Source organism: Staphylococcus gallinarum, assembly GCF_000875895.1.
Classification (GTDB): Bacteria; Bacillota; Bacilli; order Staphylococcales; family Staphylococcaceae; genus Staphylococcus; species Staphylococcus gallinarum.
Genome location: NZ_JXCF01000256.1, coordinates 113,224 through 137,651, shown reverse-complemented (window position 1 = coordinate 137,651; position 24,428 = coordinate 113,224). Strand labels below are relative to the sequence as shown.

The window sequence follows — 24,428 nt, the reverse complement described above, 5'->3', positions numbered from 1 at the left end:
TCAAGTTTGAAATCGTACGATATAATCCTGTGATTTGGAGTGAAGGAAAATGACTAAAAAAATTATTATGGATTGTGATCCGGGCCATGATGATGCAATTGCATTAATACTTGCAGGAGCCAAACAAAGTCCATTAGATATCATAGCAGTTACGACTGTTGCAGGTAACCAATCTGTTGAAAAGAATACTAATAATGCTTTAAATGTATTGGATATTATGGGCCGGTTAGACATTGAAGTGTCTGTTGGTGCATCTCGTCCGTTAATAAAAGATGCGTCATTTGCATCAGAGATACATGGTGAGACTGGATTAGACGGACCCAATTTACCTAAAGTACCTGCATTAAAGCCGACGACTATGCATGCTGTAGATACAATAATTGAAAAAGTGAGCCACAGTGATACCAAAGTGACTATTGTAGCGACGGGACCATTAACAAATATTGCTATGGCAATGAATAAGGAACCTAATATTGTACAAAATATCGAATCTATTACAATTATGGGGGGCGGTACATTCGGTAACTGGACACCAACAGCAGAATTTAATATTTGGGTTGATGCCGAAGCGGCGAAACGTGTATTTGAAAGTGGTGTGATGATTAATGTGTTCGGTCTAGATGTCACACATCAAGTGCTGGCAACAGATGAAATTATCTCACGCTTTAAAGGTATTGATAATGAAATTGCCCGCTTTGTTGTTGAGCTACTTGAATTTTTCAAATCCACATATAAGACACATTTCAATATGGATGGTGGACCCATACATGATGCTTGTACAATTTTATATTTATTGCAACCCGAATTATTTACGATGCAATACACGAGAATCGATATTGAGTGTCAAAGTGATTTAACTTATGGCACAATGTCGGTAGATTTAAATGATATTACACAAAAGGAAAAAAACGCCAATTTTGCGATAGCTGTTGATGTAAATGACTTGTGGGATTTAGTTGAAAATATTTTACAAAGTTACAATAAATTATAATAAATGCGCTATTGTTAGATTAATCACTAGATTAAAGATGATGAGACAGAGCTTTATAAAACGATTCCTCCAATGGAAATGGTTTTATAAAGCTTTTTATTTATGCTGTTATTTGGTAGATACATCATTGCAGCATATAGATATATTATTTTTATGTGAGCGTTGTGTAAACGAATTATTCGCATTCATGTTGATGAGTGCGTATACTAATTACACAAATTTATTATTTAAGAGGTGTTACCTTTATTGAAGAAATTATTAAAATACTTAGCTATTTGTATCGTGATTGTAGGAGCGATAGTATTTTTTGTACAATATAATGAAGAAATTAAACAAACCGTGACTAAATTATATACTAATCAAAGTCATGAACCAGAAGAGTCAAATAATGACTTTGAAGCACTATTTAATCGTAGTAGAGAAACAGAAACTTTTGGTGAATATCAATATAGTGATTTCGATGGTAAACATTATGGCATTGACTACGATTTACCTGAAGATACACCAGTTAAAGCAGTGACCGATGGCGTTGTGACGAGAACCTTTAATAATAAATTAGGTGGAAAAGTCATACAAATTCAAGAAGATAATGGTAGATATCATCAATGGTATATGCATTTGAATACATTTAAAGTAGCGAAAGGTGAACGTGTGAATGCAGGTGACACCATTGCGCTCTCTGGTAATACTGGTGAGCAAACGACAGGTTCGCATCTTCATTTTCAAAGAATGAAAGATGGGGTGGGCAATCAATTTGCAATAGACCCCAAATCTTTCATAGATAAATTACCTAACGGCGAAAAGAGTTTGTATGAATTGTAACCGACTGAATGGGTTGTATTGTAATGTAGTATACGCTACCGATAGGATTGTGAATATATATGCTAAGATAATGCCTTGAAGCGTATTAGCTCAATAAAGATTGAAGTACAACGGCTTGATTATGTTGAGTATCTTTGGCGCCGAATAACAAGACGACCGGTTTATCACTTTCATCAACCCATTGTTTTAATTGTTTAAATGCTTTAGCTTGGTCGTCATTATCAGTTAATTCTTGTTGGTATTTCGATTTGAACTCTGTGAATTTTTCTGCATCGTGATCGAACCATTTTCTTAACTCTGTAGAAGGTCCAATATCCTTTAACCAATGGTCGATCTTAGCTTGTTCTTTAGAGATGCCTCTTGGCCATACACGATCTACTAATATGCGTAATCCAGTTACTTGTTGATTTTCACTTTCATCATAAATACGTTGAGTCTTGATTGACATTAAAATCACTCCTGTTTTAAATATATATCACTTTCATCATTGCCAATAGCTGTAAATTAAAAACATCGTAGTTTGAAGTTATTTTTTAGAAAAAGGGTAAAATAAAGAAAAACAGGAGGTTTTATGATGAATAAGTTTGATCATGTGCAGCCACCGAAAACGTATCAATATAGAACGAATAATGTGTTAATCAGAAATAGTTTCCAATTTCAGTGTGATAATAGAATTTATTTTTCTGAAACATTGCATAAAGATTTAAAAAATCAGCTATATCGTTTTAATGTAGAGATATTATCACCTATTGATGATTATGGGTTGGCATTAGATTTTAATGTTGTAGACAAATTATATGATGAACACATTAAACCTTTTTTAGCAAATCAGTTATTAAATGACACATTACCAGCTATGAATACGACTGCAGAAAATATTGCGTTTTGGATTTGGGAACAGTTTGAGCAATACCTTCCAAATGGAAATACACTTTATAAATTAGAGTTTTACGAAAACGATCGCCAAGGGCTTGTATTGACTGAAGCATTCATGCAGTAACATGAAGTAGATTTAGCGTATCGTTTTCAAAATATGATGGAATTTATAGATAATGCAAAATTAAATGACTAAAACAAAAATTAATATTCTGAAAATTTGGAAAATATGGTATATTAAGTACCTACTACAACTAAGGAGGAACTTCTATGATCAAGGTAAGTCCAAAACAGTTTATTAATAATGTATTATCAGGCGTGGCAATCGCTATTGTGGCCGGACTGATACCGAATGCAATTTTAGGAGAATTATTTAAGGTTTTTGCACCGAAATATCCCATCTTTCAAACGTTATTGCAAATTGTTGAAAGTATACAATTTACAGTACCAATCTTGGTAGGTGCATTAATAGCAATGCGATTTAAATTATCACCTTTAGCGACAGCCGTAGTAGCAAGTTCGGCATTTATTGGTAGTGGTGTTGCGCAATTTAAATCAGGTACATGGGTATTAATGGGTGTAGGTGATTTAATTAACACGATGATAACTGCAGCTATTGCAGTGTTTATTATATTAGTGATTGGTGAGCGTTTTGGTAGTCTCACGTTAATCATATTACCAACTTTTGTTGGAGTTATTGCAAGTTTGTTAGGTGTTTTATTGTTACCTTATGTGAAAATGATTACCACAGGTATAGGGAATTTGGTGAATTCATTTACAGAACTGCAACCTATTTTAATGTCTATGTTAATCGCACTTGTATTTAGTTTTATTATTATTTCACCTATATCAACCGTTGCAACTGCATTAGCAATAGGTATTAGTGGTTTAGCTGCTGGTTCAGCTTCACTTGGAATAGTGGCATGTGAAGCAGTACTTGTTGCTGGAACTGTTAAGATCAATAGAGCAGGTGTGCCGATTACTATATTTTTAGGTGGCGTTAAAATGATGATTCCTAATATGGTGCGTCATCCTATCATATTATTGCCTATTTTTACTACTGCTTTAGTCACAGGTTTTGCCGGAGCACTTATCGGCATTGGCGGTACTAAAGAATCTGCTGGATTTGGTATTATTGGACTAGTCGGTCCAATTAGTGCATTTAGGTTTATGGAACATTCACCACTATTGAGCCTGTTGATGGTATTTATTGCATTTTTTGTAGTGCCATTTACAATTGGTTATATTATTAATACCTTCTATATGAAAGTATTGAAATTATATGATCGAGATATTTTTAAATTCTTAGCATAATGAAAATAATTTAAAATACAGCTTAATAAAGTTAACAATTAATTGAGTCGTCTACAGGAGTAATAAAACCTGTAGACGATTTTTTCGGTAAAATTAAAGTTGAATACCGTCATGAAAGTAATAGATAGTTAGCGATTGAATTTTCAGAAAAAACAAAAATTACAAGTTTTGCCCCAATAAATATATTTTTTAACGGTTTATATTATTACAAAAGTATTACAGAAAGGATACTTGTAATAATTCAGAAAATAGTCTTAATGTGAAAAAAGTAGTAAATTACACTGTTATAACAACATTTTACATTAAATGTTAGCGTTATCTTTGATAGTTTATGCGTAACAAAACAAAACAAAAAGATTGCAATGTTACATAATGAGCTTGCTTTTGTAAAGTTTTGTTATATACATGTAATATAAAAACGAGAAATTTATGGTATATTATTTGTGGTCAAAAAATTAGACATAAATTTTAAACAATATTAGCAGATACGATAATTTTATTAACGAAAATATAATTTACTTTTAGAAAAGAATTAAATTTGGAGGATTTTTTTATTATGAAGAAAACAATTTTAGCATCATCTTTAGCAGTAGCATTAGGTGTAACTGGATACGCAACTCAAGCAGATCAAAATCAAGCGCACGCTTCTGAGCAAAACATCGACAAAGCACACTTAGCAGAATTAGCTCAAAACAACGCTTCAGAATTAAACGAAAAACCATTACACGCTGGTGCTTACCACTATGACTTCGTATTAGGCGGATTCGAATATAAATTTGATTCAGATGGTCAATCATGGTCTTGGAGCTATGACGTTGCAGGTTCACAAAGTGCATCTACAAACGTTTCATCAAACTCAGCTCAACAAGATGTAAGTGCACAAGCATCTACAAACACTAACGAAAAATCATCTAACGAAGTAAGTTCACAACAACAATCAAGCAATGTAGAAGTTCAAGCAGTTGAAGCTCCTAAAGCTTCTTCAAACTCAAACGTTCAAACTGCTCAAACAAGCACTGCAACTAAAGCATACGAAGCTGCAAAAACACAAGCTGCTTCAACTGGTGGATCAGTTAAAGCTCAATTCTTAGCTGCTGGTGGTACTGAAGCTATGTGGAATACTATCGTATTACCTGAGTCAAGCGGTAACCCAAATGCTGTTAACGAATTAGGATACAGAGGTTTAGGTCAAACTAAAGAATCTTGGGGAACTGGTTCAGTTGCTACTCAAACTCAAGGTATGATCAACTATGCTAAAGAACGTTATGGTTCAATCGAAGCTGCATTAGCTTTCCGTTCAGCTAATAACTGGTGGTAAGATTTAATTAAATAATTAAATGATTCAACACTATATATAGAGCGACTCTTTAGAGTCGTTCTTTTTTTACATTGACAAGTTTGAATATTCTGATAAAATAATTAGTAATTTAATATGAAGCAACTTATCTAGAGAAGTTGAGGGAATTGGCCCGATGATACTTCAGCAACAGACGTGATTGACGTACTGTGCTAAATCCAACAAGCAATATTTGTCTTGAGAGATAGGTGACATATGATATGACTATATGCCGCTGAACTTCGGTATATAGTTTTTTATTTAAGGAGGGCAGTTTTATGGTAATGTCAGAAAGATTATCTCAGATACCTGACAGCTATTTTGGGAAGACAATGGGACAAAAAGTAGAACATGGCCCCTTACCATTAATTAATATGGCAGTGGGTATACCTGATGGAGAAACACCTAAGGGCATTTTAGATTGTTTTAGTAAAGCAATACATATACCAGAGAACCAAAAATATGGTGCATTTCATGGAAAAGATACCTTTAAACAAGCGATAGTTGATTTTTATCAACGTCAATATCAAGTAGCGTTAGATAAAGAAGATGAAGTATGTATTTTATATGGAACAAAAAATGGTTTAGTTAATTTACCGCAGTGTATTGTTAATCCAGGAGAAAATGTGTTGTTGCCTGACCCAGGATATACAGATTATTTAGCTGGCGTAAAATTGGCTGATGCAATTCCGGTACCACTGGTATTGAATTCTCCGGATTATTTACCTGAATGGGATAAGGTGGCACAGTCAGTCTTAGATAATACTAAATTGATATATTTAACTTATCCAAATAATCCTACGGGATCAGTTGCGACACAAAATGTATTTGATGAAGCTATAAAGCGTTTTAAGGGGACAAAAACTAAAATTGTTCATGATTTTGCATATAGTGCCTTTGGTTTTGATCATAAAAACCCGAGTATATTGCAATCACCACAAGCCAAAGATGTAGCGATTGAAATATTTTCACTATCTAAGGGCTATAATATGTCAGGATTTAGAGTTGGTTTTGCAGTAGGTAATAAAGAGGTGATTCAGGCGCTCAAAAAATTCCAAACACACACACATGCAGGCATGTTTGGTGCGTTACAAGATGCTGCAACATACGCTTTAAATCATTATGATACATTTTTAGAGGAACAAAGTGCTACCTTTAAACGCAGGAGAGATCTTTTTGAAGCAAAATTGGCTGAAAAACACATTCCATTTGAACCAATGAAGGGTGGTATATTTTTATGGTTAGCTACTCCGGAAGGTTATGATGGTGAGCAATTTGTTAAGTATTTATTAGAGGAGCAATCTATTTTAGTAGCTCCTGGCATCCCATTTGGCGAGCATGGGCGTAATTATGTCAGAATTTCACTAGCATTAAATGATGCACAACTATTAGAAGCAGCTAATCGTTTACAATCATTAAGTGCTTTATATCATAAAGAAGGAAGTGTCTGCGATGACAAAAATTAAATTGTTTGGTGTAAGAGAGGAAGATATTCCTTATATTGAAGCGTGGTCAGCACAACATAAAGTATCTGTAGATTTAGATAGTCAATTATTGACTGAATCCACGGTAGATAGTGTCCGAGGCTTTGATGGCGTGTCTGTATCACAACAAATCCCTCTGCCCGAAGTGGTTTACAAAAAATTGAATGAGTTTGGAATAAAACAAATTGCCCAAAGAAGTGCGGGGTATGATTGTTATGATTTTGAATTGGCGAATAAGTATAATTTAATCATTTCAAACGTACCTTCATATTCACCTGAGTCAATTGCAGAGTATACTGTGTCCCAAGCATTAAATTTGGTGAGAAACTTTAATGATATACAGCAAAAGACCGCAGAACAAGATTTTCGCTGGCAACCTGCCATCTTATCGCGCTCTATTAAGGATTTAACAGTAGCAGTGATTGGTACAGGACGTATTGGTAGTGTAGTTGCGAAAATATTTGCAAATGGTTTTGGTGCTAAGGTAATTGCGTATGATATTGTGAAAAATGAACAATTACAATCTATCGTGAGTTATAAAGATACAATTAAAGAAATAGTGGAAGTAGCTGATATTGTTACGGTGCACGTGCCAGCAAGTGATGAAAATCATTATTTATTTGATGAATCATTATTTAATAGTTTTAAAGAAGGTTCAGTATTTATAAATTGCGCTCGTGGGTCGATTGTGAATACCCGTGCCTTAATTGAAGCTATTGATAAAGGTATTATAAAGGGTGCAGCATTAGATACATATGAGGCTGAAAAGGGTCTATTTCCTAGTGATCAACGTGGTGTCACATTAGAAGATGAATTATTACGTTCACTTATTGAACGTAAAGATGTTATTTTATCTCCGCATATTGCTTTCTATACGGATGCTGCTGTTGAAAATTTAATAGTTGATGCTTTAGATGCAACTATTGAGGTATTACAAACAGGAGATACATCATTACGTGTAAATTGATTATAACAAAATAGAGGCTCATATCATCAACGCACTTTGATGATATGAGCCTCTATGATTGTGCTATTTTACATCATATCCTTGATCTTCAATAGCCTCTTTCATGTTATCTGTTGTAACTTGTGTTTGATCGTAATCGACTGTGACATTTCCAGCCTCAAGATTTACTTCAGCAGTTGTAACACCATCTAGATTTGTTAGTGCTCCTTCAACAGCTTGTTTACAATGATCACAACTCATACCTTCTACTGCAATGATTTCTTTAGCCATAACATTCACCTCCTTATAAATTTTTATATAGGGTTAACTATAGTTTCATTCTTTTTAAACGTAAAGCATTTGTTACTACACTGACTGAACTTAATGCCATTGCTGCGCCAGCAATCCAAGGAGCTAATAAGCCTAATGCAGCAATAGGAATACCTGCTACATTATAACCCAATGCCCAAAATAGGTTTTGACGGATATTACGGATAGTATATTTACTTGCCTTTATGGCTTTAGGTATTAACAATAAATTGCCTCCCAGGATAGTAACATCTGCTGCTTCAATAGCAACTTCGGTACCTGTACCTATTGCAATACCTATATCTGCTTGTACTAGAGCAGGTGCATCATTTACACCATCTCCTACCATAGCTACTTTATGCTGATTTGTTTGTTGAATTTCTGCAATTTTTGCTGCCTTTTCTTCCGGTAATACTTCCGCAATAACGGCATCTATATTTACTTGTTTAGCAATAGCATGAGCTGTACGTTCATTGTCGCCTGTTAACATGACGACGTTGATGCCTAAATCATGCAATGCTTGAATTGCTTCTCGTGCATTTGATTTCACAGTATCTGCAACGGCAATTATGCCATTAATTTGATTATCGACAGCTACAAACATAGCAGTATGACCAGCTGTCTCGTAGCGTTGTAATTGTTCTATTTGCTCAGTTGTATCAATATTATATTCTGTCATTAATTGTTGATTACCTGCTAAGATATGACGATTATGAATGATAGCTGAAATACCTCTGCCAGGTATAGAAGTGAAGTGTTCAGGCTCTAACAATTTAATATCGTTATTAACAGCATGTTTCACTATAGCATCGGCTAATGGATGTTCGGATCCATTTTCTGCAGATGCAAGTAATTGTAGCGTCTCGCTATTACCATTGAATGCAGTGACTACTGGTTGACCATTTGTAATTGTCCCAGTTTTATCTAAGACTACAGTATCAATTTCATGTGTTCGTTCAATATGCTCTCCGCCTTTAAATAAGATGCCATGTTCAGCAGCTTTACCAGTTCCTACCATTATAGAAGTAGGAGTAGCAAGACCTAATGCACAGGGGCAGGCGATGACTAATACTGCAATAGCAGCAACGAGCGCAGGTTCAAATTCACCAGGTTGTACAAGTGTAATCCAGAAAATAAATGTGAGTAAAGCAATGGCTACAACAATTGGTACAAAGTAACCAGATATAATATCTGCGAGTCGTTGGATAGGAGCTTTAGAACTTTGGGCAGCTTCTACAGTTTGAATAATATTCGATAAAGCCGTATCCTTGCCGATTTTTGTTGCTTCAATAGTAATGGAACCATGTTTATTCATCGTTGCACCTATGACAGTATCATTCACATTCTTTTCAATTGGAATTGATTCACCAGTCAGCATAGATTCATCTATTGATGTTGTTCCTTTAATTATTGTACCGTCAACGGGTATCTTTTCTCCTGGCTTGATAACTAAATAATCGCCAACTTTGACTTCGTTTAATGGAACCATGATTGTTGTGTTATCTCTGATGATTCGTGCTTCTTTAGCTTGTAAGTTGACTAATTGACTTAATGCATTTGTTGTCTGTGCTTTAGCGCGTGTCTCTAAATACTTACCTAATAATATTAGTGTGATTAATACTGCACTTGTTTCAAAATAAAGATGCGGAGTGATTTGTGGTTGAATTAACCATTTAATCATTTCATAGATACTATAAAAATAAGCAGCGCTTGTACCTAAAGCAACAAGTACATCCATATTTGCTGATTTGTTTTTAAGATTTTTATAGGCACCAACATAAAATTGCCATCCAATAATGAATTGAACAGGTGTTGCAAAGACGAACTGGAACCAAGGATTCATTATAATATGTGGTAAAGGAATGCCGAATAAATGAACGAACATTGTTAGTAATAAAGGAACGGTTAGGATAGCTGAAATAATCAGTTTGAATCTTTTTCCCTTTAATTCTTGTTCCTTTCTAGATGCTTTTTGTGTTTCATCTTGTTTAGTCTGTGCATCATAACCAATCTGTTGTATTCTGCTTATTATATCATCGACCGTAACAGTGTTAGGGTTATAGTCGATAGCACCACTTTCTGTAGTGAGATTAATACTTGCATTACTTATGCCATCCATACGATTTAATACCTTTTCGATACGATTTGAACAGGCTGCACAAGTCATCCCGATAATATCTAAATCAGTGTGTTCAGTAGACACGCCATAACCAGTTTTTTCAATGCTTTCAGTAATTTGTGTTTCAGAAGTGCTTTGTGGGTCGTATGTTACGGTTGCTTTCTCTGTCGTTACATTAACATTTGCAGTAACATCATTGAGTTTATTTAAGTTCTTCTCGATACGATTTGCACAAGCTGCACAAGTCATCCCTGTAATATCATAGGTCGTTGTTTTTTGTTGTGACATAATATAAACCTCCCTTTTTATTTTATGTATCTTGGAACATTAATATCCGGTAGTAGAGCAAATCATTTATCTACAATATACCCCCTACCCGTATATATGTCAATGATTAAGATTTAAAAAAGCCAATGCGCAGTAAATACATGCGCATTGGCTTTTGTGTGAAATAACGGCTTATAATAAATGTTGATGATTAATTTCTGTAAGTTCAGTAACTATTTTTTTACTATCTTTATTTAAATGTTGAACATATACGGTATTGTGCTTTTTATTATAATTTTCAACGAGTGTATCAATAGCATTAACTGCAGAATCATCCCATAAGTGTGCTTGTTGGAAATCTAAATATATTGTCTGATGTTTCAAATCTAAGTCTAATTGATTCATCATTGTATCTATTGATACAAAGAAAATTTGACCTGAAATTTTATAATAAATGGTTTGTTCATGTGTCTCTTGTTCAACTTTAACCTTAGATATTTTAGTGGCAAAGCATAATGCACTAACAATGACTCCGACAATGACGCCTAAAGCTAAATTATTAGTCAACAACACAATAGCGACTGTTAAGATCATTACAAAGGCATCTGTACGAGGTGCACGTTTGATAAATTTGAATGATTTCCAATCAAATGTTCCGACTGAAACCATAACCATGATTGCAGCGAGAATAGGCATTGGAATTTGTACTACCCAATCACCAAAGACAATAATTAAAATGATTAAAAATACTCCGGCAGTAAAGGTAGACAGACGCGTTGTAGCACCAGAACGTACATTAATAACGGATTGACCTATCATGGCACAACCGCCCATAGAACCAAAAAAGCCTGTTATAAAGTTTGCGATACCTTGTCCGCGTGATTCTTGATTTTTATTACTATACGTATCAGTTGCTAAGTCAACAATACGAGCTGTAAGCAAGCTCTCAACAAGTCCAACAATAGCCATAGATAATGAATAAGGTAATATGATTTTCAAAGTTTCAAAGGTGTAAGGTACATCTGGTAAAAGGAAATGTGGTAGTGTACGTTTAATATCACCTAAGTCTCCGACTGTTTTTACATCGGCATGTGTATAAATCGAAATGACAGTTAACAACACAATGGCAATAAGTGGAGCGGGTATTGTGTTAAAAACGCGTGGTAATAAGTAAATAATCAGTAAGGTAATGATGACAAAGATGTAAGTTGGAATAGATATACCAAAGATATGTTTAATTTGCGTAGTAAATATCATAATGGCTAAAGCATTGACAAAGCCAATCATGACAGAATTTGGTATGAATTTCATCAAATGTCCGACCTTTAATATGCCGAATATGACCTGAATAAGACCCATTAATATAGTGGCAGCAAGTAAGTATTGTAATCCGTAATCTTTAACTAACGGAACGACGACTAGGGCGACGGAACCTGTAGCTGCAGAAATCATAGCAGGTCGACCGCCTACAAATGAGATGACTACTGCAATAATAAAAGATGCATAAAGACCGACCATTGGATCGACTCCAGCTATAATTGAAAAGGAAATTGCCTCTGGTATTAAAGCTAAGGCAACAACAATACCTGCTAAGATATTTGTCCCTGGTGCAGTTAACCATTCGCTTTTTAATTTAGTTAGCATTTATATACTCCTTAATAATATTTTAACTAAATTATTATAACATAGTATTTTAAGTACAAAGTTATTAAAATTCAATGTAAAGTATAATTGAATGCGCATAAAATTATACCTGTGTGACAAAGTTGTTATTTTAATAACTATGTTTGTTAGTTAAAACAAACGCCAGTGTTAGGATGATTCGTTACAATTGGATTATAAATAAAGGTAACTAGGAGTGAAAAGTATGCCAATTTTAAAAGTTGAAGGTTTAACTAAAAAATATGGTAACAAGCACCAACAACAAGAAGTGTTAAAGGGGATAGACTTTTCAATTGAAGAAGGTGAGTTCGTCACAATTATGGGACCATCTGGTTCTGGTAAGACAACTTTGTTGAATGTTATAAGTTCTATTGATTATTTAACCAGTGGTACAGTCGAAATAAATGGCAATCAGATAAATAAAATGAGCAATAAAGCATTAGCAGATTTTCGAAAAAAAGAGATAGGATTTATCTTCCAAGATTATAGTGTATTACACACGCTAACGGTTAAAGAAAACATTATGTTGCCATTGTCTATACAAAAGATGTCAAAAAAAGAAAAAGAAGCCAATTATAATGAAGTAACTGAAGCACTTGGGATCAAAGCATTGGGTAATAAATATCCTAATGAAATATCTGGTGGGCAACAACAACGTACAGCGGCAGCACGTGCCTCAGTGCATAAACCAGCTATTATCTTTGCCGACGAACCAACAGGTGCACTTGATTCTAAAAGTGCGCAGGATTTATTAAATCGTTTAGAAGAAATGAATAAGAAAATGAACGCCACGATAGTAATGGTTACACATGATCCTGTAGCGGCGAGTTTTTCTAATAGAGTGATTATGTTAAAGGACGGTAATATACATTCTGAAATTTATCAAGGTGAAGATACGAACCAAGCCTTTTATAAGAATATTATTCATATGCAAACGGCTTTAGGTGGTGTGACACATGAGCTTTAATCAGATTGTACTAAAGAATTTCAAACAGAATATTCGTCACTATGCGATGTATATATTTTCGTTGATAGTTAGTATTGTCCTTTATTTTAGCTTTGTTACATTAAAATATACCAACAGTATAAATAATGATAATTCTATGAAAGTAATCCAAGAAGGATCAAAGGTTGGCGCCAATTTTTTGTTTATCATTATATTGATCTTCTTAATGTATGCGAATCAACTATTTATAAAAAGACGTACACGTGAATTCGCGCTGTATCAATTAATTGGGTTAACAAGAAATAATATAATGCGTATGTTATTGATAGAACAAGTAACGATGTTTATCTTTACCGGTGTGTTAGGCATGATCATTGGTGTATTTGGTTCTAAAATATTATTGATGGTTGTACTCAAAATCTTAAGTGTTAAGACCAGTGTATCATTAACATTCCAACCGCCAGCAGTAACGCAAACGATTATTTTATTATGTTTATCATTTGTACTCATTTTAGTACAAAGTTTTTGGTTTTTACGTAGACGGAGTATTTTAACGATGATGAATGATAATACTAAGACTGAGGTCAATAAACCTAAAGTGACGATATTAGAGTTTATTTCTGGAATTATTGGTATCACGATGATTATTTTAGGTTATTATTTTTCGACCGAAATGTTTGGGAAATATAGTGATGCAATCATGTTTTTAGTCTTTGCTATTTTATTCTTAACCACAGTAGGCGCTTATTTATTCTTTAGGAGTTCGGTTTCGTTAATCTTCAAAAGTCTTAAAGGATTAAAGCAAGGCAAGATATCTATTACGGACGTCGTTTTTACATCCTCAATTATGCATAAAATGAAGAAGAATGCGTTATCTTTGACTATTATAGCTACATTATCCGCTGTGACGGTCACTGTGTTGTGCTTTGGTGCAATTAGTAAATCATCTATTGATGACAATATTTATGAATCATCACCTCAAGATTTTAATTTAAATTCAGAAAAGCAGGCACAGCAATTTGAACAAAAATTAGAACAAGCGCATATACCATTTAAACCTGTTTATAAAGAGGTAGCTAATTTGAAAATAACAAAAGATGATTTCTTTGTTAAACAAAGTAATTCTTTAATGAACAAACCTAAGGAAATGTTTATAACAAGTAATGAATTTTTTAAAGATAAAGATGTTTCTGGAAATAATGCTAAGTTGATTAATGTTTCTACAATTGGTGGTAGTTTAGTTAAATATAATATCGACAAGACAATTCAATTTAAAGGGCAAGGTTTTGCGCCATTTAAGGTGACAGCAGATCAACGAACAGTAGATTTTAGGGCAGATGTTTCTTATGGCCAACCGGTACTATTAGTCAGCACTGATAAATATGATGAACTAAGTCAACACAGTAAAGAAATTAATAAGCAATATGGCTATGAGTTATTAAATAAAAAGGATTGGCCAGCTGCTAACAAAATGTTAAAACAGGTAAATCCTCATATTGAATCACAAAAGGTTATACGACAAAGCATGGATAATTCTATAGGTATCTTATTGTTTGTAACATCATTTCTTGGATTAGCATTTTTAATTGCTGCTGGTTGTATTATCTATATCAAGCAAATGGATGAAACAGAAGATGAAATGTCTAATTATAAAATTTTACGTAAACTTGGATACACACATAGAGATATGTTGAAAGGTTTAACGTTAAAGGTAATATTCAACTTTGCTTTACCGCTAATCATTTCATTATTACATGCATACTTTGCAGCTAAAGCATATATGAAGATTATGAACTCTATAGATATGCTGCCAGTTTATGTTGTTATGGTGGTTTATTCTATTATCTTTATGATCTTTGCAATTATGTCCATCATACATTCGAGTCGGATTGTTAAACATTCAATCTAACAGGGTCTAAGTCAGCCGAATAGTGCTATACACGAAGTGACAGCAAAATAGTTTGCTTGTTACTAACAGTGTAGATTGATATGTGTGATCGGACGTTTGTTAATAGTACGACGTTCTTGTACGAGATATTCAATTGATTTAGTGTGCTTCATTTTATAATATTTTAATAATGCAAGTGGATTGGATAATATAGTCTATAGTTTCAAATAACTTAGTATTACTATTTCCTGGGAAATAGACGCCACATAAAGTGAGAATGTTTCATAATGCAAAATGGTGGTACTGGCAAATAAGAATACTAAGGAGTGATTGGATGAATTTAACTGAATTTCACAATCAAATAACAGGCTATACACAAAATCGACAACCAGGAATTGAAAAAGAGATGAATCCTAGACCAATTTCTGTATTAGATTCGTATCGTAGTGGCGGAAAGCTGGCAGGCAAAGTTGCACTCATTACAGGTGGTGATTCGGGTATAGGTCGTTCCGTGGCATTATTATATGCGAAGGAAGGGGCACAGGTTGCTATCGGATATTACGATGAGCACGAAGATGCAGATGAAGTTGTTCAACAAATAACAGAGTTAGGTGGTAAAGCGAAAGCTTATGCCCATGATTTGAAAAATATTAACGATTCTAAACAACTGATTGCATCAGTCATTGATGACTTTGGTGATCTGAATATTTTAGTAAACAATGGTGGTGTTCAATTCCCAAGAGATCAATTTGAGGATATAACGCCAGAGCAGGTTAAAGAAACATTCGAAACAAATATATTTGGAATGATATTTCTTTCGCAAGCGGCTGTACCTTACTTGAAGAAAGGCGATGCGATTGTTAATACAACGAGTGTAACTGCATATCGTGGCTCAGGTCATTTGATTGATTATTCTGCGACGAAAGGTGCAATTGTTGCCTTTACAAGATCGCTAGCTACTACATTAATCGATAAAGGCATTAGAGTAAATGCTGTCGCACCAGGTCCTATATATACACCATTAATTCCTGCTACATTTACTGCAGATAAAGTTGAAAATCAAGGGTCTGATACAGCAATGGGACGCCGAGGTCAACCAGCAGAATTAGCACCATCTTATGTGTTTTTAGCATCCTATGCTGATAGCTCTTATATCACAGGCCAAGTGATTCATGTAAATGGAGGAGATTATATAACATCTTAGGTCCGATTTATAGTACTTGGGGTGTGAATTGAAGTGAGGTATGAAATCAGTAGCGGTCAATGTATAAAGATATTTTGCTTTGAAAGTACAGTAGTGGAAGATGTAAGTACTTTATTGTTGAAAGCAAAGTGTTGAAATTAGGGAATTGTAAGCGAGAGACTTAAGTCATAAGTGATGTGTCGATACTTAGTCTTGAATTAAACCTCCACTGACTAGATAAAAGGTCAATATCGATGCATAATATAAAGAGAGTTCCCCAAAAGGTTTGTTCTTTTGGGGATTTTTTCATGCTTAACGTAATAAGCTTGTATCTTAAACAGTTAAGGACTATAGAACAAAACAACATAAATGACAACAAAAAAGTCGGTTGAAAGGAACTTCAATTCAACCGACAATTTTTTTAGTCTGGAGTATATAAAACAATATGTTGCGTACTTAGATACAAATAATACTATTGTACGAAAGGCAATCAATAATAATATTTGTGTGTATAAACCGAGTCTATTGCTAATCTAGTTATACATTATAACGAGCTAAACTTTAAAAGAAATCTGAAGGATTAAGGTTATCAAAATTGATATTTTTTAATGAGTCGAAATTAATGTTTTCAATATTTTGAAGTACTTCGCCATCTCTAAATTGTTGATAATAATTTGTCGCTTCATTTGTTAAATCATGGTCTTGAAAGGTCTTAACAACACCTAAGATTAATAGGATGGCAATAGCACCTTTGATTAATGTCTTCATAATAACTGCTCCTTTTATAAGTTTATATACTTATTATAATGTGTACCAGTGTATTTGACATGCGTCCGCAGTATAGATGTTACATCATACCTCAGCAGTAGCAATTTGACGATTATTGTTATATATCAAACTTATATGCCGAATGCGATTGGTAACCAGAAATAAGCAAAGAGTGATATAACGATGATAGCAAAAATATTTAAGATAAAACCTGCTTTCACCATATCTTTCATTTCTAATTCATCAGAACTAAATACTGCAGCATTTGGTGGTGTGGATATTGGTAACATAAATGCGCAAGTAGATGATAGTGCGACGATTCCCATAATGATAAATGGATCTTTACTTATTGCAGCAGCAAAACCAATACTTATTGGCATCAACATATTAGAAACAGCAGTGTTAGACATTACTTCGGTTAAGAATAAGATACCTGTTGTGATTACGATTACGATTAGAATCAATGGTAATGGTTTGACGATACTTAACATGCCACCAAACCATTTTGTCAGTCCAGAATCTTCAAATGCGGCTGCTAATGATAAACCACCACCAAAAAGTAATAATATTCCCCATGGTAATTGGGACATATCATCCCATACAAGGAGTCCACCTTTATGTTTAGTTGATGGTATTAAGAATAGTAATACTGCACCTAATATGGCAATGACGGTATCTGATACATGAATAGAATCAGGTATCAGACCACCGAATATCCATAGCAAACTTACTAATAAAAATACCGATCCTGTCAGTTTTTCTTCGCGACTCATAGGACCTAAATCATGTAAGGCCTTTTTGGCAAAATCAGAAGAAATTTTTTCGGCATCGTCAACCTTAAATAGCCATTTTGTTAACATGAAATACAGGATAACAAGTAAGATGATAGTCACAGGCACCGCAAAAATCATCCACTGAGCAAATGAAATTTTTCTATCTAAACTAGAGGCGGCTACTGCAGCGAAAACAGCATTTGGTACTGAACCGATTAAAGTAGCCAAACCACCAATTGACGCTGAATAAGCTACAGTTAATAATAAAGCTTTGCTAAATTTATGTGTTGATTCTGGTTTTAAAAATTGTGCTTCTTGAATTTCTTGTATCAAAGCAAGTGCAATGGGTAACATCATAAGTGCAGTTGCAGCATTAGAAATCCACATAGAAATAAAGGCAGTAGCAATCATTGTCCCCAATATAATGCGATTACTATTTGCGCCCATCATTGAAATAATAGTCATAGCAATACGCTTATGTAAGTTACATTTCTCAATGGCCAATGCGATAATAAATCCACCCATATACATAAAGACGATAGGGTCTGCATAGGCACTTGATGCAATTTTTTCATCAGTGCCGCCTGTTAACGGTAGTAATAACAATGGTAATAATGAAGTAGCAGGGATAGGAATGGCCTCAGTAATCCACCAAGTCGCTACAAATAATGTAACTGCGAGTACTGCTCTTGGTGCATCATCTAGACCTGTAATCCCAGGAATGAAGTAAAAAATGATAAATAATAGTGGTCCGAGAATAAGACCTATTCTTTCTTTCATATTACGTCCCCCTTGTTTGATGCATTCTCAAAATAAGAATATCAGTAACCGTACGTTTAGACAATTTATTTTCTGAAAATTTAAAAAATATATTGAGTAAATGATTATCGTCATTTAGTATTTTGACTATAAGCTCAATGGGGGGATTAGGATGATAGTAGGAACATTAGTAGCAAAAGATGATACCTGGATATTGTGGGCGATTATTATAGGTTGGGCAACTATTAGTATATATTTAGAAGAACGATATCGCTTTGCGAGTATTATTTCTGGTGCGATTATTGCACTAGTAGGGGCAATGTTATTATCAAACTTTCATATTATACCAACCAGCTCACCGGTGTATGACACGGTATGGGACTATGTCGTGCCTTTATCAATACCACTCTTATTATTTAGTTCGAACATACTAAAGATATGGAAGGAAAGTAGAAGGTTATTAATCATATTTATGATTGCCTCGATAGGAACAATGGTAGGGACGATAGTTGGTTTCTTAGTGTTAAATCAATGGATACCGCATTTAGCAAAGATTGGCGCAATGATGACTGGGAGTTACATTGGTGGAGGCGTTAACTTTGCAGCGTTAAGTTCTAAATTTGCAACACCGAGTGATATGATTTCATCGACTGTTGTAGCTGATAATAGCATAATGGCATTATATTTTATGTTATTAATTGCATTGCCTTCACTACCTTGGATAAAAAGATATTTCAATACGGACTATGACAGCTCTAACACTAAGACAGAGGAACAGCGCTTTGCACCTCAAAAGATTGCCTTAATCGACATTGCCTGTTCAGTAGCCTGTGCAGTGACTTTAGTAGCGATAAGTTTTAAATTATCAGAGTTTATTCAACATTGGATACCGAAATCTAATATTTTATTAACGTTAGTCGTGTCATTCTTTGGTGATTCATATTTATTATTAACGACATTGACTTTATGTGTTGTTGCGCTATGGGGTGATTTCTTTGAAAAATTGTCAGGGGCTTCAGAAATAGGGACATTCTTAATTTATATCTTCTTTGTGGTTATCGGTACGCCAGCATCATTTGTCACTATTATTAAAACAGCACCATTGTTATTTATCTTTGTTATGATAATATTGATATTTAATTTAGGTTTAAGTTTATTGTTAGGCAAGTGGTTGAATTTTAAAGTAGAAGAAATATTATTGGCAAGTAACGCAACGGCAGGAGGTCCCACGACTGCAGCTGCACTAGCTATAGGCAAAGGTTGGTCTAAGCTAGTAGGTCCCATATTAATCATTGGAACATTGGGATATGTCATTGGAAACTATGCAGGGACGCTTATGTATCACATACTAATGCAAATTAAATGATGTTAGGATACGAGTTGTGTGCCTTTAGTCAGATTCATATGAGGTAAGTGTTCGTATATTTTAAGGAGGAATTATGTTGACTGAAAAAGAGAAAATGTTAGCGGGTGAATGGTATGATGCCAACTTTGATGAGTCATTAGGTGAGGAAAGGCTTAAAGTTAAGGATCTATGTTGTGAACTTAACTATACCAAGCCGAGTGAGGTTGAAAAGCGTCACATATTATTACAAAAAATATTTCAATATGAACCACAGCAATTAGAATTGTTAAGTCCATTTCAAGTGGATTATGGATATAATATAAAACTAGGTAAACAAGTTTTTATAAATCATAATTGCTATTTGATGGATTGCGCTACAATTAATATTGGACATAATGTCTTTATCGGTCCAAATTGTGGTTTGTATACTGCCAACCATCCACTAGAAATAGCTGCACGCAACAGTGGTATTGAACAAGCGTTGCCGATTGAAATTGGAGATAATGTTTGGTTAGGCGCCAATGTCGTAGTTCTACCTGGTGTCAAGATTGGTTCGGGAACAGTTATTAGTGCGGGAAGTGTTGTAACTAAAGACATTCCTGAAAATGTATTAGCTGTTGGAACGCCCGCTAAAGTAATAAAAACTATAAATAATGAGTAATAAAAAATGCGTTGCCATACTAATATGGGAACGCATTTTATTAACGAGACATTTAGTTAATTTCTAAGTTGACTATCTAATACATCTGTTATAAACATATGGCCAGGTGCATGAGTGATCATTAACTCAGGTTTCGCTTCTAATGCAACTGATTGTGGTGTGACACCACATCCCCAAAATACAGGGACTTCACCTTCCTTTATTGTGACAGGTTCGCCGTAATCTGGTTGCGTAATATTATTAATACCTATCTGTTCAGGGGAACCAATGTGAATTGGTGTGCCATGAACATCTGCATAATGCGTTGTAATCTCAGTGGCTTGTATTGCTTGATTCATTGTCATAGGGCGCATGCTAACAGTGATATTACCTGAAAATTGACCACTTTGATTTGCTGGGATATTAGTTACAAACATGGGTACGTTATGATTTTCTTCAATATGACGAACTGGAATGCCAGCTTCGATTAAGGCATGCTCGAATGTGAAGCTGCAACCAATTAAAAAACTAACCATGTCATCATTAAATAAGTGATCAATACGGTTAGGTTCATCAACTAACTGACCGTGTTCATAAACTCTATAAGATGCTACTTCAGTCGTTATATCTGCTTGTGGTCCATAGAAAGGAAAGGATTTGCTTCCTTTTTCAGAAACATCCAATAATGGACATGTCTTCGGATTCCTAAAGCAAAATTTCAAAAAATCATAGGCATACTGAGAAGGTAAAATGACAACATTGGCTTGCACGTAACCCTTTGCCATACCACTAGTATGCTGAATCAGTTCATTATTACTAATCATAGTTCTCAAAGTGCTTGGTGATGCATCACGTAAATTCATTATAACAACCCCTTGTTTAAACTGAATTATTTATATCTTAGCAGAATTTCCCCTTTGTCATTAAAAATGACCAATTTTTAATGTTTAATCCATTTTACCGTGTTTATAGCTTTCATAAACATGATCATATTGTACATTACCAATACCACCAACGATATACTTACCAAATTTAAATAAATTGAATATATAAGCTAAACATATAGATACAGTTAAGGTGATGATAAAGTTAAACGTAATATTAAGTACTGCACTATCTTGGCGCAATAGACCTAAATTATGTACAAAGAAATAATGAATTAAATAAATACAAAAGGAGTAATTACTAATAAATAGAATAAACTTTGGTACATATTTGAAATAAGATGAAAATAAGAAAAAGACCAATATAATCATTGTTACATAAAAAGGGATATCGAAGCGTTTAGATTCTACCCAAGTACTGATACCGACGAGATAATTACCGACCATAATCACAATTGAAAGTACCGCACCTAGTAAGATAGCCCAGGTATAATTTTTGATTTTTTTCATAAACGTTTCATAATACACTCCAGTATAAAAACCGAGTAAGAAATAACTAATCCAACCTAAAAACAACATCCAGCCTTCGCGTTCCCAAAATAATCCTAATACAGGATTGTCTGATTGAGGAACGAATTGGCGAAATGCCCAGTAAAGCGTTGCGAATATAGTTGCTCCAATAATTACAGGGATAGGTTTCCATTTTATAAGGTACTTAGAAAATAAGTAATGTAATATGTAAAATTGGAAAATAATTACAATGAAATATGTGACAGCTGCACCATGAAACATTGTTTCGCTTAAATAATGTAGAAAATCACTGAAATGCTTAGGTTTAAAATAAAAGAACGAGATACCAATATTTATAAATAGGTATGGAATACCTAGATAAATTAATTTGTTTTTAAAGAAACCAGGTTTTGTTTTAACGTGATAATTTTTCGCCAATAAGAATTCTGAAATGAATACAAATAATGGCGTACTGAACATAAGTAAAAGCTGAATAATGCGGATCAGTGTACTATGTCCTACAAAATCCATCTTACTAAATGTAGTCGTTATTGAATGGATAAGTACGATACTTAAACAAGCAATCGTGCGCATCCAAAAAATAACAGAGGTATATGTTTTCATTGTGCATGTTTCCTTTCATGTTTCTCTGTTTATATGATTAGAAATTAAAGCGTATACGCAAATGTAACATATCTGTTTATAAGTGAATGTAAATTTTAAGTTACAAATTGTTAAAATATTTTGATGTTTATTTTTATTAAAATATGGAAATATTATGGAATATAATAACAAAGTACAATAAAATATGCGAATTAGACGATATACTATTTATTTTCACAAAAATGGTTGTAAGCGATTGCATTTGTTGTGCTATACATATACAATGAAAAAGAATGGATTGTTTCCATTTCAGTTTTCTATTTACAAACTAACATGGGGGTAGAAAAATGGTAGTTAATTATCACAACGAGCCAGGCATTGACTTCACTGATGGTAGCAATGTCGAAGCATTCAAAGAGGTTTTAAAAAAAGTTAAAGGTGAATTAAATCAAAAAATTCCATTAGTTATTAATGGTGAACATAAATTCACTGATGACACGTATCAGTCTATCAATCCTGCCAATACTAGCGAAGTAATTGCAGAAGTCTCTAAAGCGACTAAAGCAGACGTGGATAAAGCGTTTGAAGCTGCTAATGAAGCTTATAAATCATGGAAGAAATGGACACACAAAGATCGTGCAGAATTTTTAATTAGGGTTGCTGCAATTATCAGACGTCGCAAACAAGAAATTTCAGCCTTAATGGTTTATGAAGCAGGTAAACCATGGGATGAAGCGGTTGGCGATGCTGCAGAAGGTATTGATTTCATCGAATACTATGCAAGATCAATGATGGAATTAGCAGATGGTAAACCTGTATTGGATAGAGAAGGAGAGCACAATCATTACTTCTACAAACCTATTGGTACTGGTGTTACGATTCCACCATGGAACTTCCCATTCGCAATTATGGCTGGTACAACATTAGCACCGGTCGTTGCAGGGAATACAGTATTATTAAAACCGGCAGAAGACACACCATTAACTGCCTATAAATTAATAGAAATCTTAGAAGAAGCTGGATTACCTAAAGGTGTTGTAAACTTTGTACCTGGTGACCCTAAAGAAATTGGTGACTACCTTGTAGATAGTGTACACACACACTTTGTAACATTTACAGGTTCACGTGCTACTGGTACACGTATCTTCGAAAGAGCGGCTAAAGTTCAAGAAGGTCAACAGTTCTTAAAACGCGTGATTGCTGAAATGGGTGGTAAAGACGCGATTGTTGTCGATGAGAATATCGATACTGATTTAGCGGCTGAAGCAATTGTTACTTCAGCATTTGGTTTCTCAGGTCAGAAGTGTTCTGCATGTTCACGTGCAATTGTACACAAAGATGTATATGATGAAGTATTAGAAAAAGCTGTTAAATTAACTAAAGAATTAACAGTTGGTAATACTGAAACAAATACGTACATGGGACCAGTAATTAATAAGAAACAATTCGATAAGATTAAAAATTATATAGATATCGGAAGTAAAGAAGGTAAATTAGAACAAGGTGGCGGAGCAGACGACTCTACTGGTTACTTTGTTGAACCTACTATTATTTCTGGTTTGAAATCAAGTGATCAAATTATGCAAGAGGAAATCTTCGGACCAGTTGTTGGTTTCGTTAAAGGTAACGATTTCGAAGAATTACTTGAAATCGCAAACGACACAGATTACGGTTTAACTGGTGCAGTTATCACGAACAATCGTGAACACTGGATCAAAGCAGTACAAGAATACGATGTAGGTAACTTATACCTTAACCGTGGATGTACTTCAGCTGTTGTAGGTTACCATCCATTTGGTGGTTTCAAAATGTCTGGTACAGATGCGAAGACAGGAAGTCCTGACTACTTATTAAACTTCTTAGAACAAAAGGTAGTTTCAGAGATGTTCTAAATTTAGCTATTGCTAAATTATAAATGATATACACAAATAAAGAGGGCACATCCGTTTTTATGACGGTTGTGCCCTTTTTGTATGTGGCATTTTTGGGGTGTTGAACATATA

At 34.2% G+C, this 24,428-nt stretch carries 21 protein-coding genes and 1 riboswitch; of the genes, 13 read left to right on the top strand and 8 right to left on the bottom strand.

Going from position 1 to position 24,428, the window contains the following annotated elements:
• Window positions 1-49: 49 nt before the first annotated feature.
• The gene (locus tag SH09_RS14930; RefSeq protein WP_042740382.1) at window positions 50-991 is read left to right on the top strand and encodes a nucleoside hydrolase; all 942 of its coding nucleotides are present in this window, start codon (window positions 50-52) and stop codon (window positions 989-991) included.
• Between the two features lie 246 nt (window positions 992-1,237).
• Window positions 1,238-1,813, top strand: a complete 576-nt coding sequence (locus SH09_RS14925) for a M23 family metallopeptidase (RefSeq protein ID WP_042740381.1) — start codon at window positions 1,238-1,240, stop codon at window positions 1,811-1,813.
• Between the two features lie 85 nt (window positions 1,814-1,898).
• Here SH09_RS14925 and SH09_RS14920 read toward each other — a convergent pair whose 3' ends face one another.
• Complete coding sequence (locus tag SH09_RS14920) at window positions 1,899-2,261, bottom strand: DUF488 domain-containing protein (RefSeq protein ID WP_042740380.1); 363 nt, start codon at window positions 2,259-2,261, stop codon at window positions 1,899-1,901.
• Between the two features lie 126 nt (window positions 2,262-2,387).
• On the opposite strand from SH09_RS14920, the gene SH09_RS14915 reads away from it, so the two are divergent.
• From SH09_RS14915 to SH09_RS14895, 5 genes are all read left to right on the top strand, one after another.
• Complete coding sequence (locus SH09_RS14915) at window positions 2,388-2,813, top strand: 6-pyruvoyl trahydropterin synthase family protein (protein ID WP_042740379.1); 426 nt, start codon at window positions 2,388-2,390, stop codon at window positions 2,811-2,813.
• A gap of 146 nt (window positions 2,814-2,959) precedes the next feature.
• The gene (locus SH09_RS14910) at window positions 2,960-4,003 is read left to right on the top strand and encodes a PTS transporter subunit IIC (protein ID WP_042740378.1); all 1,044 of its coding nucleotides are present in this window, start codon (window positions 2,960-2,962) and stop codon (window positions 4,001-4,003) included.
• 556 nt (window positions 4,004-4,559) lie between these two features.
• Entirely contained in the window at window positions 4,560-5,321 is a 762-nt protein-coding gene (locus SH09_RS14905) for an aggregation-promoting factor C-terminal-like domain-containing protein (protein ID WP_042740377.1), read from the top strand.
• 121 nt (window positions 5,322-5,442) lie between these two features.
• Window positions 5,443-5,551: riboswitch (SAM riboswitch) on the top strand.
• 66 nt (window positions 5,552-5,617) lie between these two features.
• The gene (locus SH09_RS14900) at window positions 5,618-6,805 is read left to right on the top strand and encodes an aminotransferase class I/II-fold pyridoxal phosphate-dependent enzyme (protein WP_042740376.1); all 1,188 of its coding nucleotides are present in this window, start codon (window positions 5,618-5,620) and stop codon (window positions 6,803-6,805) included.
• On the top strand, window positions 6,792-7,790 hold the full coding sequence (locus SH09_RS14895; protein WP_042740375.1) for a D-lactate dehydrogenase: 999 nt from the start codon (window positions 6,792-6,794) through the stop codon (window positions 7,788-7,790). The genes SH09_RS14900 and SH09_RS14895 overlap by 14 nt, the downstream gene beginning before the upstream one ends.
• A 63-nt stretch (window positions 7,791-7,853) precedes the next feature.
• Here the strand turns inward: SH09_RS14895 and copZ are convergent, their stop codons facing one another.
• From copZ to SH09_RS14880, 3 genes are all read right to left on the bottom strand, one after another.
• Window positions 7,854-8,060, bottom strand: a complete 207-nt coding sequence (gene copZ / locus SH09_RS14890; RefSeq protein ID WP_042740374.1) for a copper chaperone CopZ — start codon at window positions 8,058-8,060, stop codon at window positions 7,854-7,856.
• Window positions 8,061-8,097: 37 nt separating this feature from the next.
• A complete protein-coding gene (locus tag SH09_RS14885; RefSeq protein ID WP_042740373.1) occupies window positions 8,098-10,485 on the bottom strand; it encodes a heavy metal translocating P-type ATPase in 2,388 nt (795 codons plus the stop codon).
• A gap of 171 nt (window positions 10,486-10,656) precedes the next feature.
• Window positions 10,657-12,108 carry a SulP family inorganic anion transporter gene (locus tag SH09_RS14880; protein ID WP_042740372.1) on the bottom strand — a complete coding sequence of 484 codons (1,452 nt, stop codon included), beginning with the start codon at window positions 12,106-12,108 and terminating at the stop codon, window positions 10,657-10,659.
• Between the two features lie 223 nt (window positions 12,109-12,331).
• Here SH09_RS14880 and SH09_RS14875 point away from each other — a divergent pair, with 223 nt between their 5' ends.
• From SH09_RS14875 to SH09_RS14865, 3 genes are all read left to right on the top strand, one after another.
• On the top strand, window positions 12,332-13,093 hold the full coding sequence (locus tag SH09_RS14875; protein ID WP_042740371.1) for an ABC transporter ATP-binding protein: 762 nt from the start codon (window positions 12,332-12,334) through the stop codon (window positions 13,091-13,093).
• Window positions 13,083-14,981: an ABC transporter permease gene (locus SH09_RS14870; protein ID WP_042740370.1), complete on the top strand. Its 1,899-nt coding sequence runs from the start codon at window positions 13,083-13,085 to the stop codon at window positions 14,979-14,981. The genes SH09_RS14875 and SH09_RS14870 overlap by 11 nt, the downstream gene beginning before the upstream one ends.
• Window positions 14,982-15,294: 313 nt before the next feature.
• A complete protein-coding gene (locus SH09_RS14865) occupies window positions 15,295-16,164 on the top strand; it encodes an SDR family oxidoreductase (protein ID WP_042740369.1) in 870 nt (289 codons plus the stop codon).
• A gap of 540 nt (window positions 16,165-16,704) precedes the next feature.
• Here the strand turns inward: SH09_RS14865 and SH09_RS14860 are convergent.
• Together SH09_RS14860 and SH09_RS14855 are read right to left on the bottom strand one after the other, a co-directional pair.
• Window positions 16,705-16,911: a hypothetical protein gene (locus tag SH09_RS14860; protein WP_042740368.1), complete on the bottom strand. Its 207-nt coding sequence runs from the start codon at window positions 16,909-16,911 to the stop codon at window positions 16,705-16,707.
• A 131-nt stretch (window positions 16,912-17,042) separates the two neighbouring features.
• Entirely contained in the window at window positions 17,043-18,464 is a 1,422-nt protein-coding gene (locus tag SH09_RS14855; RefSeq protein ID WP_042740367.1) for an SLC13 family permease, read from the bottom strand.
• 151 nt (window positions 18,465-18,615) lie between these two features.
• Here SH09_RS14855 and SH09_RS14850 point away from each other — a divergent pair, with 151 nt between their 5' ends.
• A complete protein-coding gene (locus SH09_RS14850) occupies window positions 18,616-19,809 on the top strand; it encodes a DUF819 family protein (protein WP_042740366.1) in 1,194 nt (397 codons plus the stop codon).
• A gap of 76 nt (window positions 19,810-19,885) precedes the next feature.
• Entirely contained in the window at window positions 19,886-20,449 is a 564-nt protein-coding gene (locus SH09_RS14845) for a sugar O-acetyltransferase (RefSeq protein WP_042740530.1), read from the top strand.
• A 56-nt stretch (window positions 20,450-20,505) separates the two neighbouring features.
• Here the strand turns inward: SH09_RS14845 and SH09_RS14840 are convergent, their stop codons facing one another.
• Both SH09_RS14840 and SH09_RS14835 read right to left on the bottom strand, forming a co-directional pair.
• Complete coding sequence (locus SH09_RS14840; protein ID WP_042740365.1) at window positions 20,506-21,291, bottom strand: putative hydro-lyase; 786 nt, start codon at window positions 21,289-21,291, stop codon at window positions 20,506-20,508.
• A gap of 84 nt (window positions 21,292-21,375) precedes the next feature.
• Complete coding sequence (locus SH09_RS14835) at window positions 21,376-22,446, bottom strand: acyltransferase family protein (protein ID WP_042740364.1); 1,071 nt, start codon at window positions 22,444-22,446, stop codon at window positions 21,376-21,378.
• Between the two features lie 326 nt (window positions 22,447-22,772).
• Here SH09_RS14835 and pruA point away from each other — a divergent pair, with 326 nt between their 5' ends.
• Entirely contained in the window at window positions 22,773-24,317 is a 1,545-nt protein-coding gene (gene pruA / locus SH09_RS14830) for an L-glutamate gamma-semialdehyde dehydrogenase (RefSeq protein WP_042740363.1), read from the top strand.
• Window positions 24,318-24,428 lie beyond the last annotated feature (111 nt).

Bases quoted from the DNA above. Each gene is read 5' to 3' on its own strand.
- SH09_RS14840 (WP_042740365.1), bottom strand. From the start codon at position 21,291: ATGAATTTACGTGATGCATCACCAAGCACTTTGAGAACTATGATTAGT.
- SH09_RS14885 (WP_042740373.1), bottom strand. From the start codon at position 10,485: ATGTCACAACAAAAAACAACGACCTATGATATTACAGGGATGACTTGT.
- SH09_RS14855 (WP_042740367.1), bottom strand. From the start codon at position 18,464: ATGAAAGAAAGAATAGGTCTTATTCTCGGACCACTATTATTTATCATT.
- copZ (WP_042740374.1), bottom strand. From the start codon at position 8,060: ATGGCTAAAGAAATCATTGCAGTAGAAGGTATGAGTTGTGATCATTGT.
- SH09_RS14875 (WP_042740371.1), top strand. From the start codon at position 12,332: ATGCCAATTTTAAAAGTTGAAGGTTTAACTAAAAAATATGGTAACAAG.
- SH09_RS14910 (WP_042740378.1), top strand. From the start codon at position 2,960: ATGATCAAGGTAAGTCCAAAACAGTTTATTAATAATGTATTATCAGGC.
- SH09_RS14905 (WP_042740377.1), top strand. From the start codon at position 4,560: ATGAAGAAAACAATTTTAGCATCATCTTTAGCAGTAGCATTAGGTGTA.
- SH09_RS14895 (WP_042740375.1), top strand. From the start codon at position 6,792: ATGACAAAAATTAAATTGTTTGGTGTAAGAGAGGAAGATATTCCTTAT.
- SH09_RS14835 (WP_042740364.1), bottom strand. From the start codon at position 22,446: ATGAAAACATATACCTCTGTTATTTTTTGGATGCGCACGATTGCTTGT.
- SH09_RS14860 (WP_042740368.1), bottom strand. From the start codon at position 16,911: ATGAAGACATTAATCAAAGGTGCTATTGCCATCCTATTAATCTTAGGT.
- pruA (WP_042740363.1), top strand. From the start codon at position 22,773: ATGGTAGTTAATTATCACAACGAGCCAGGCATTGACTTCACTGATGGT.
- SH09_RS14920 (WP_042740380.1), bottom strand. From the start codon at position 2,261: ATGTCAATCAAGACTCAACGTATTTATGATGAAAGTGAAAATCAACAA.
- SH09_RS14870 (WP_042740370.1), top strand. From the start codon at position 13,083: ATGAGCTTTAATCAGATTGTACTAAAGAATTTCAAACAGAATATTCGT.
- SH09_RS14930 (WP_042740382.1), top strand. From the start codon at position 50: ATGACTAAAAAAATTATTATGGATTGTGATCCGGGCCATGATGATGCA.
- SH09_RS14915 (WP_042740379.1), top strand. From the start codon at position 2,388: ATGAATAAGTTTGATCATGTGCAGCCACCGAAAACGTATCAATATAGA.
- SH09_RS14850 (WP_042740366.1), top strand. From the start codon at position 18,616: ATGATAGTAGGAACATTAGTAGCAAAAGATGATACCTGGATATTGTGG.
- SH09_RS14865 (WP_042740369.1), top strand. From the start codon at position 15,295: ATGAATTTAACTGAATTTCACAATCAAATAACAGGCTATACACAAAAT.
- SH09_RS14900 (WP_042740376.1), top strand. From the start codon at position 5,618: ATGGTAATGTCAGAAAGATTATCTCAGATACCTGACAGCTATTTTGGG.
- SH09_RS14880 (WP_042740372.1), bottom strand. From the start codon at position 12,108: ATGCTAACTAAATTAAAAAGCGAATGGTTAACTGCACCAGGGACAAAT.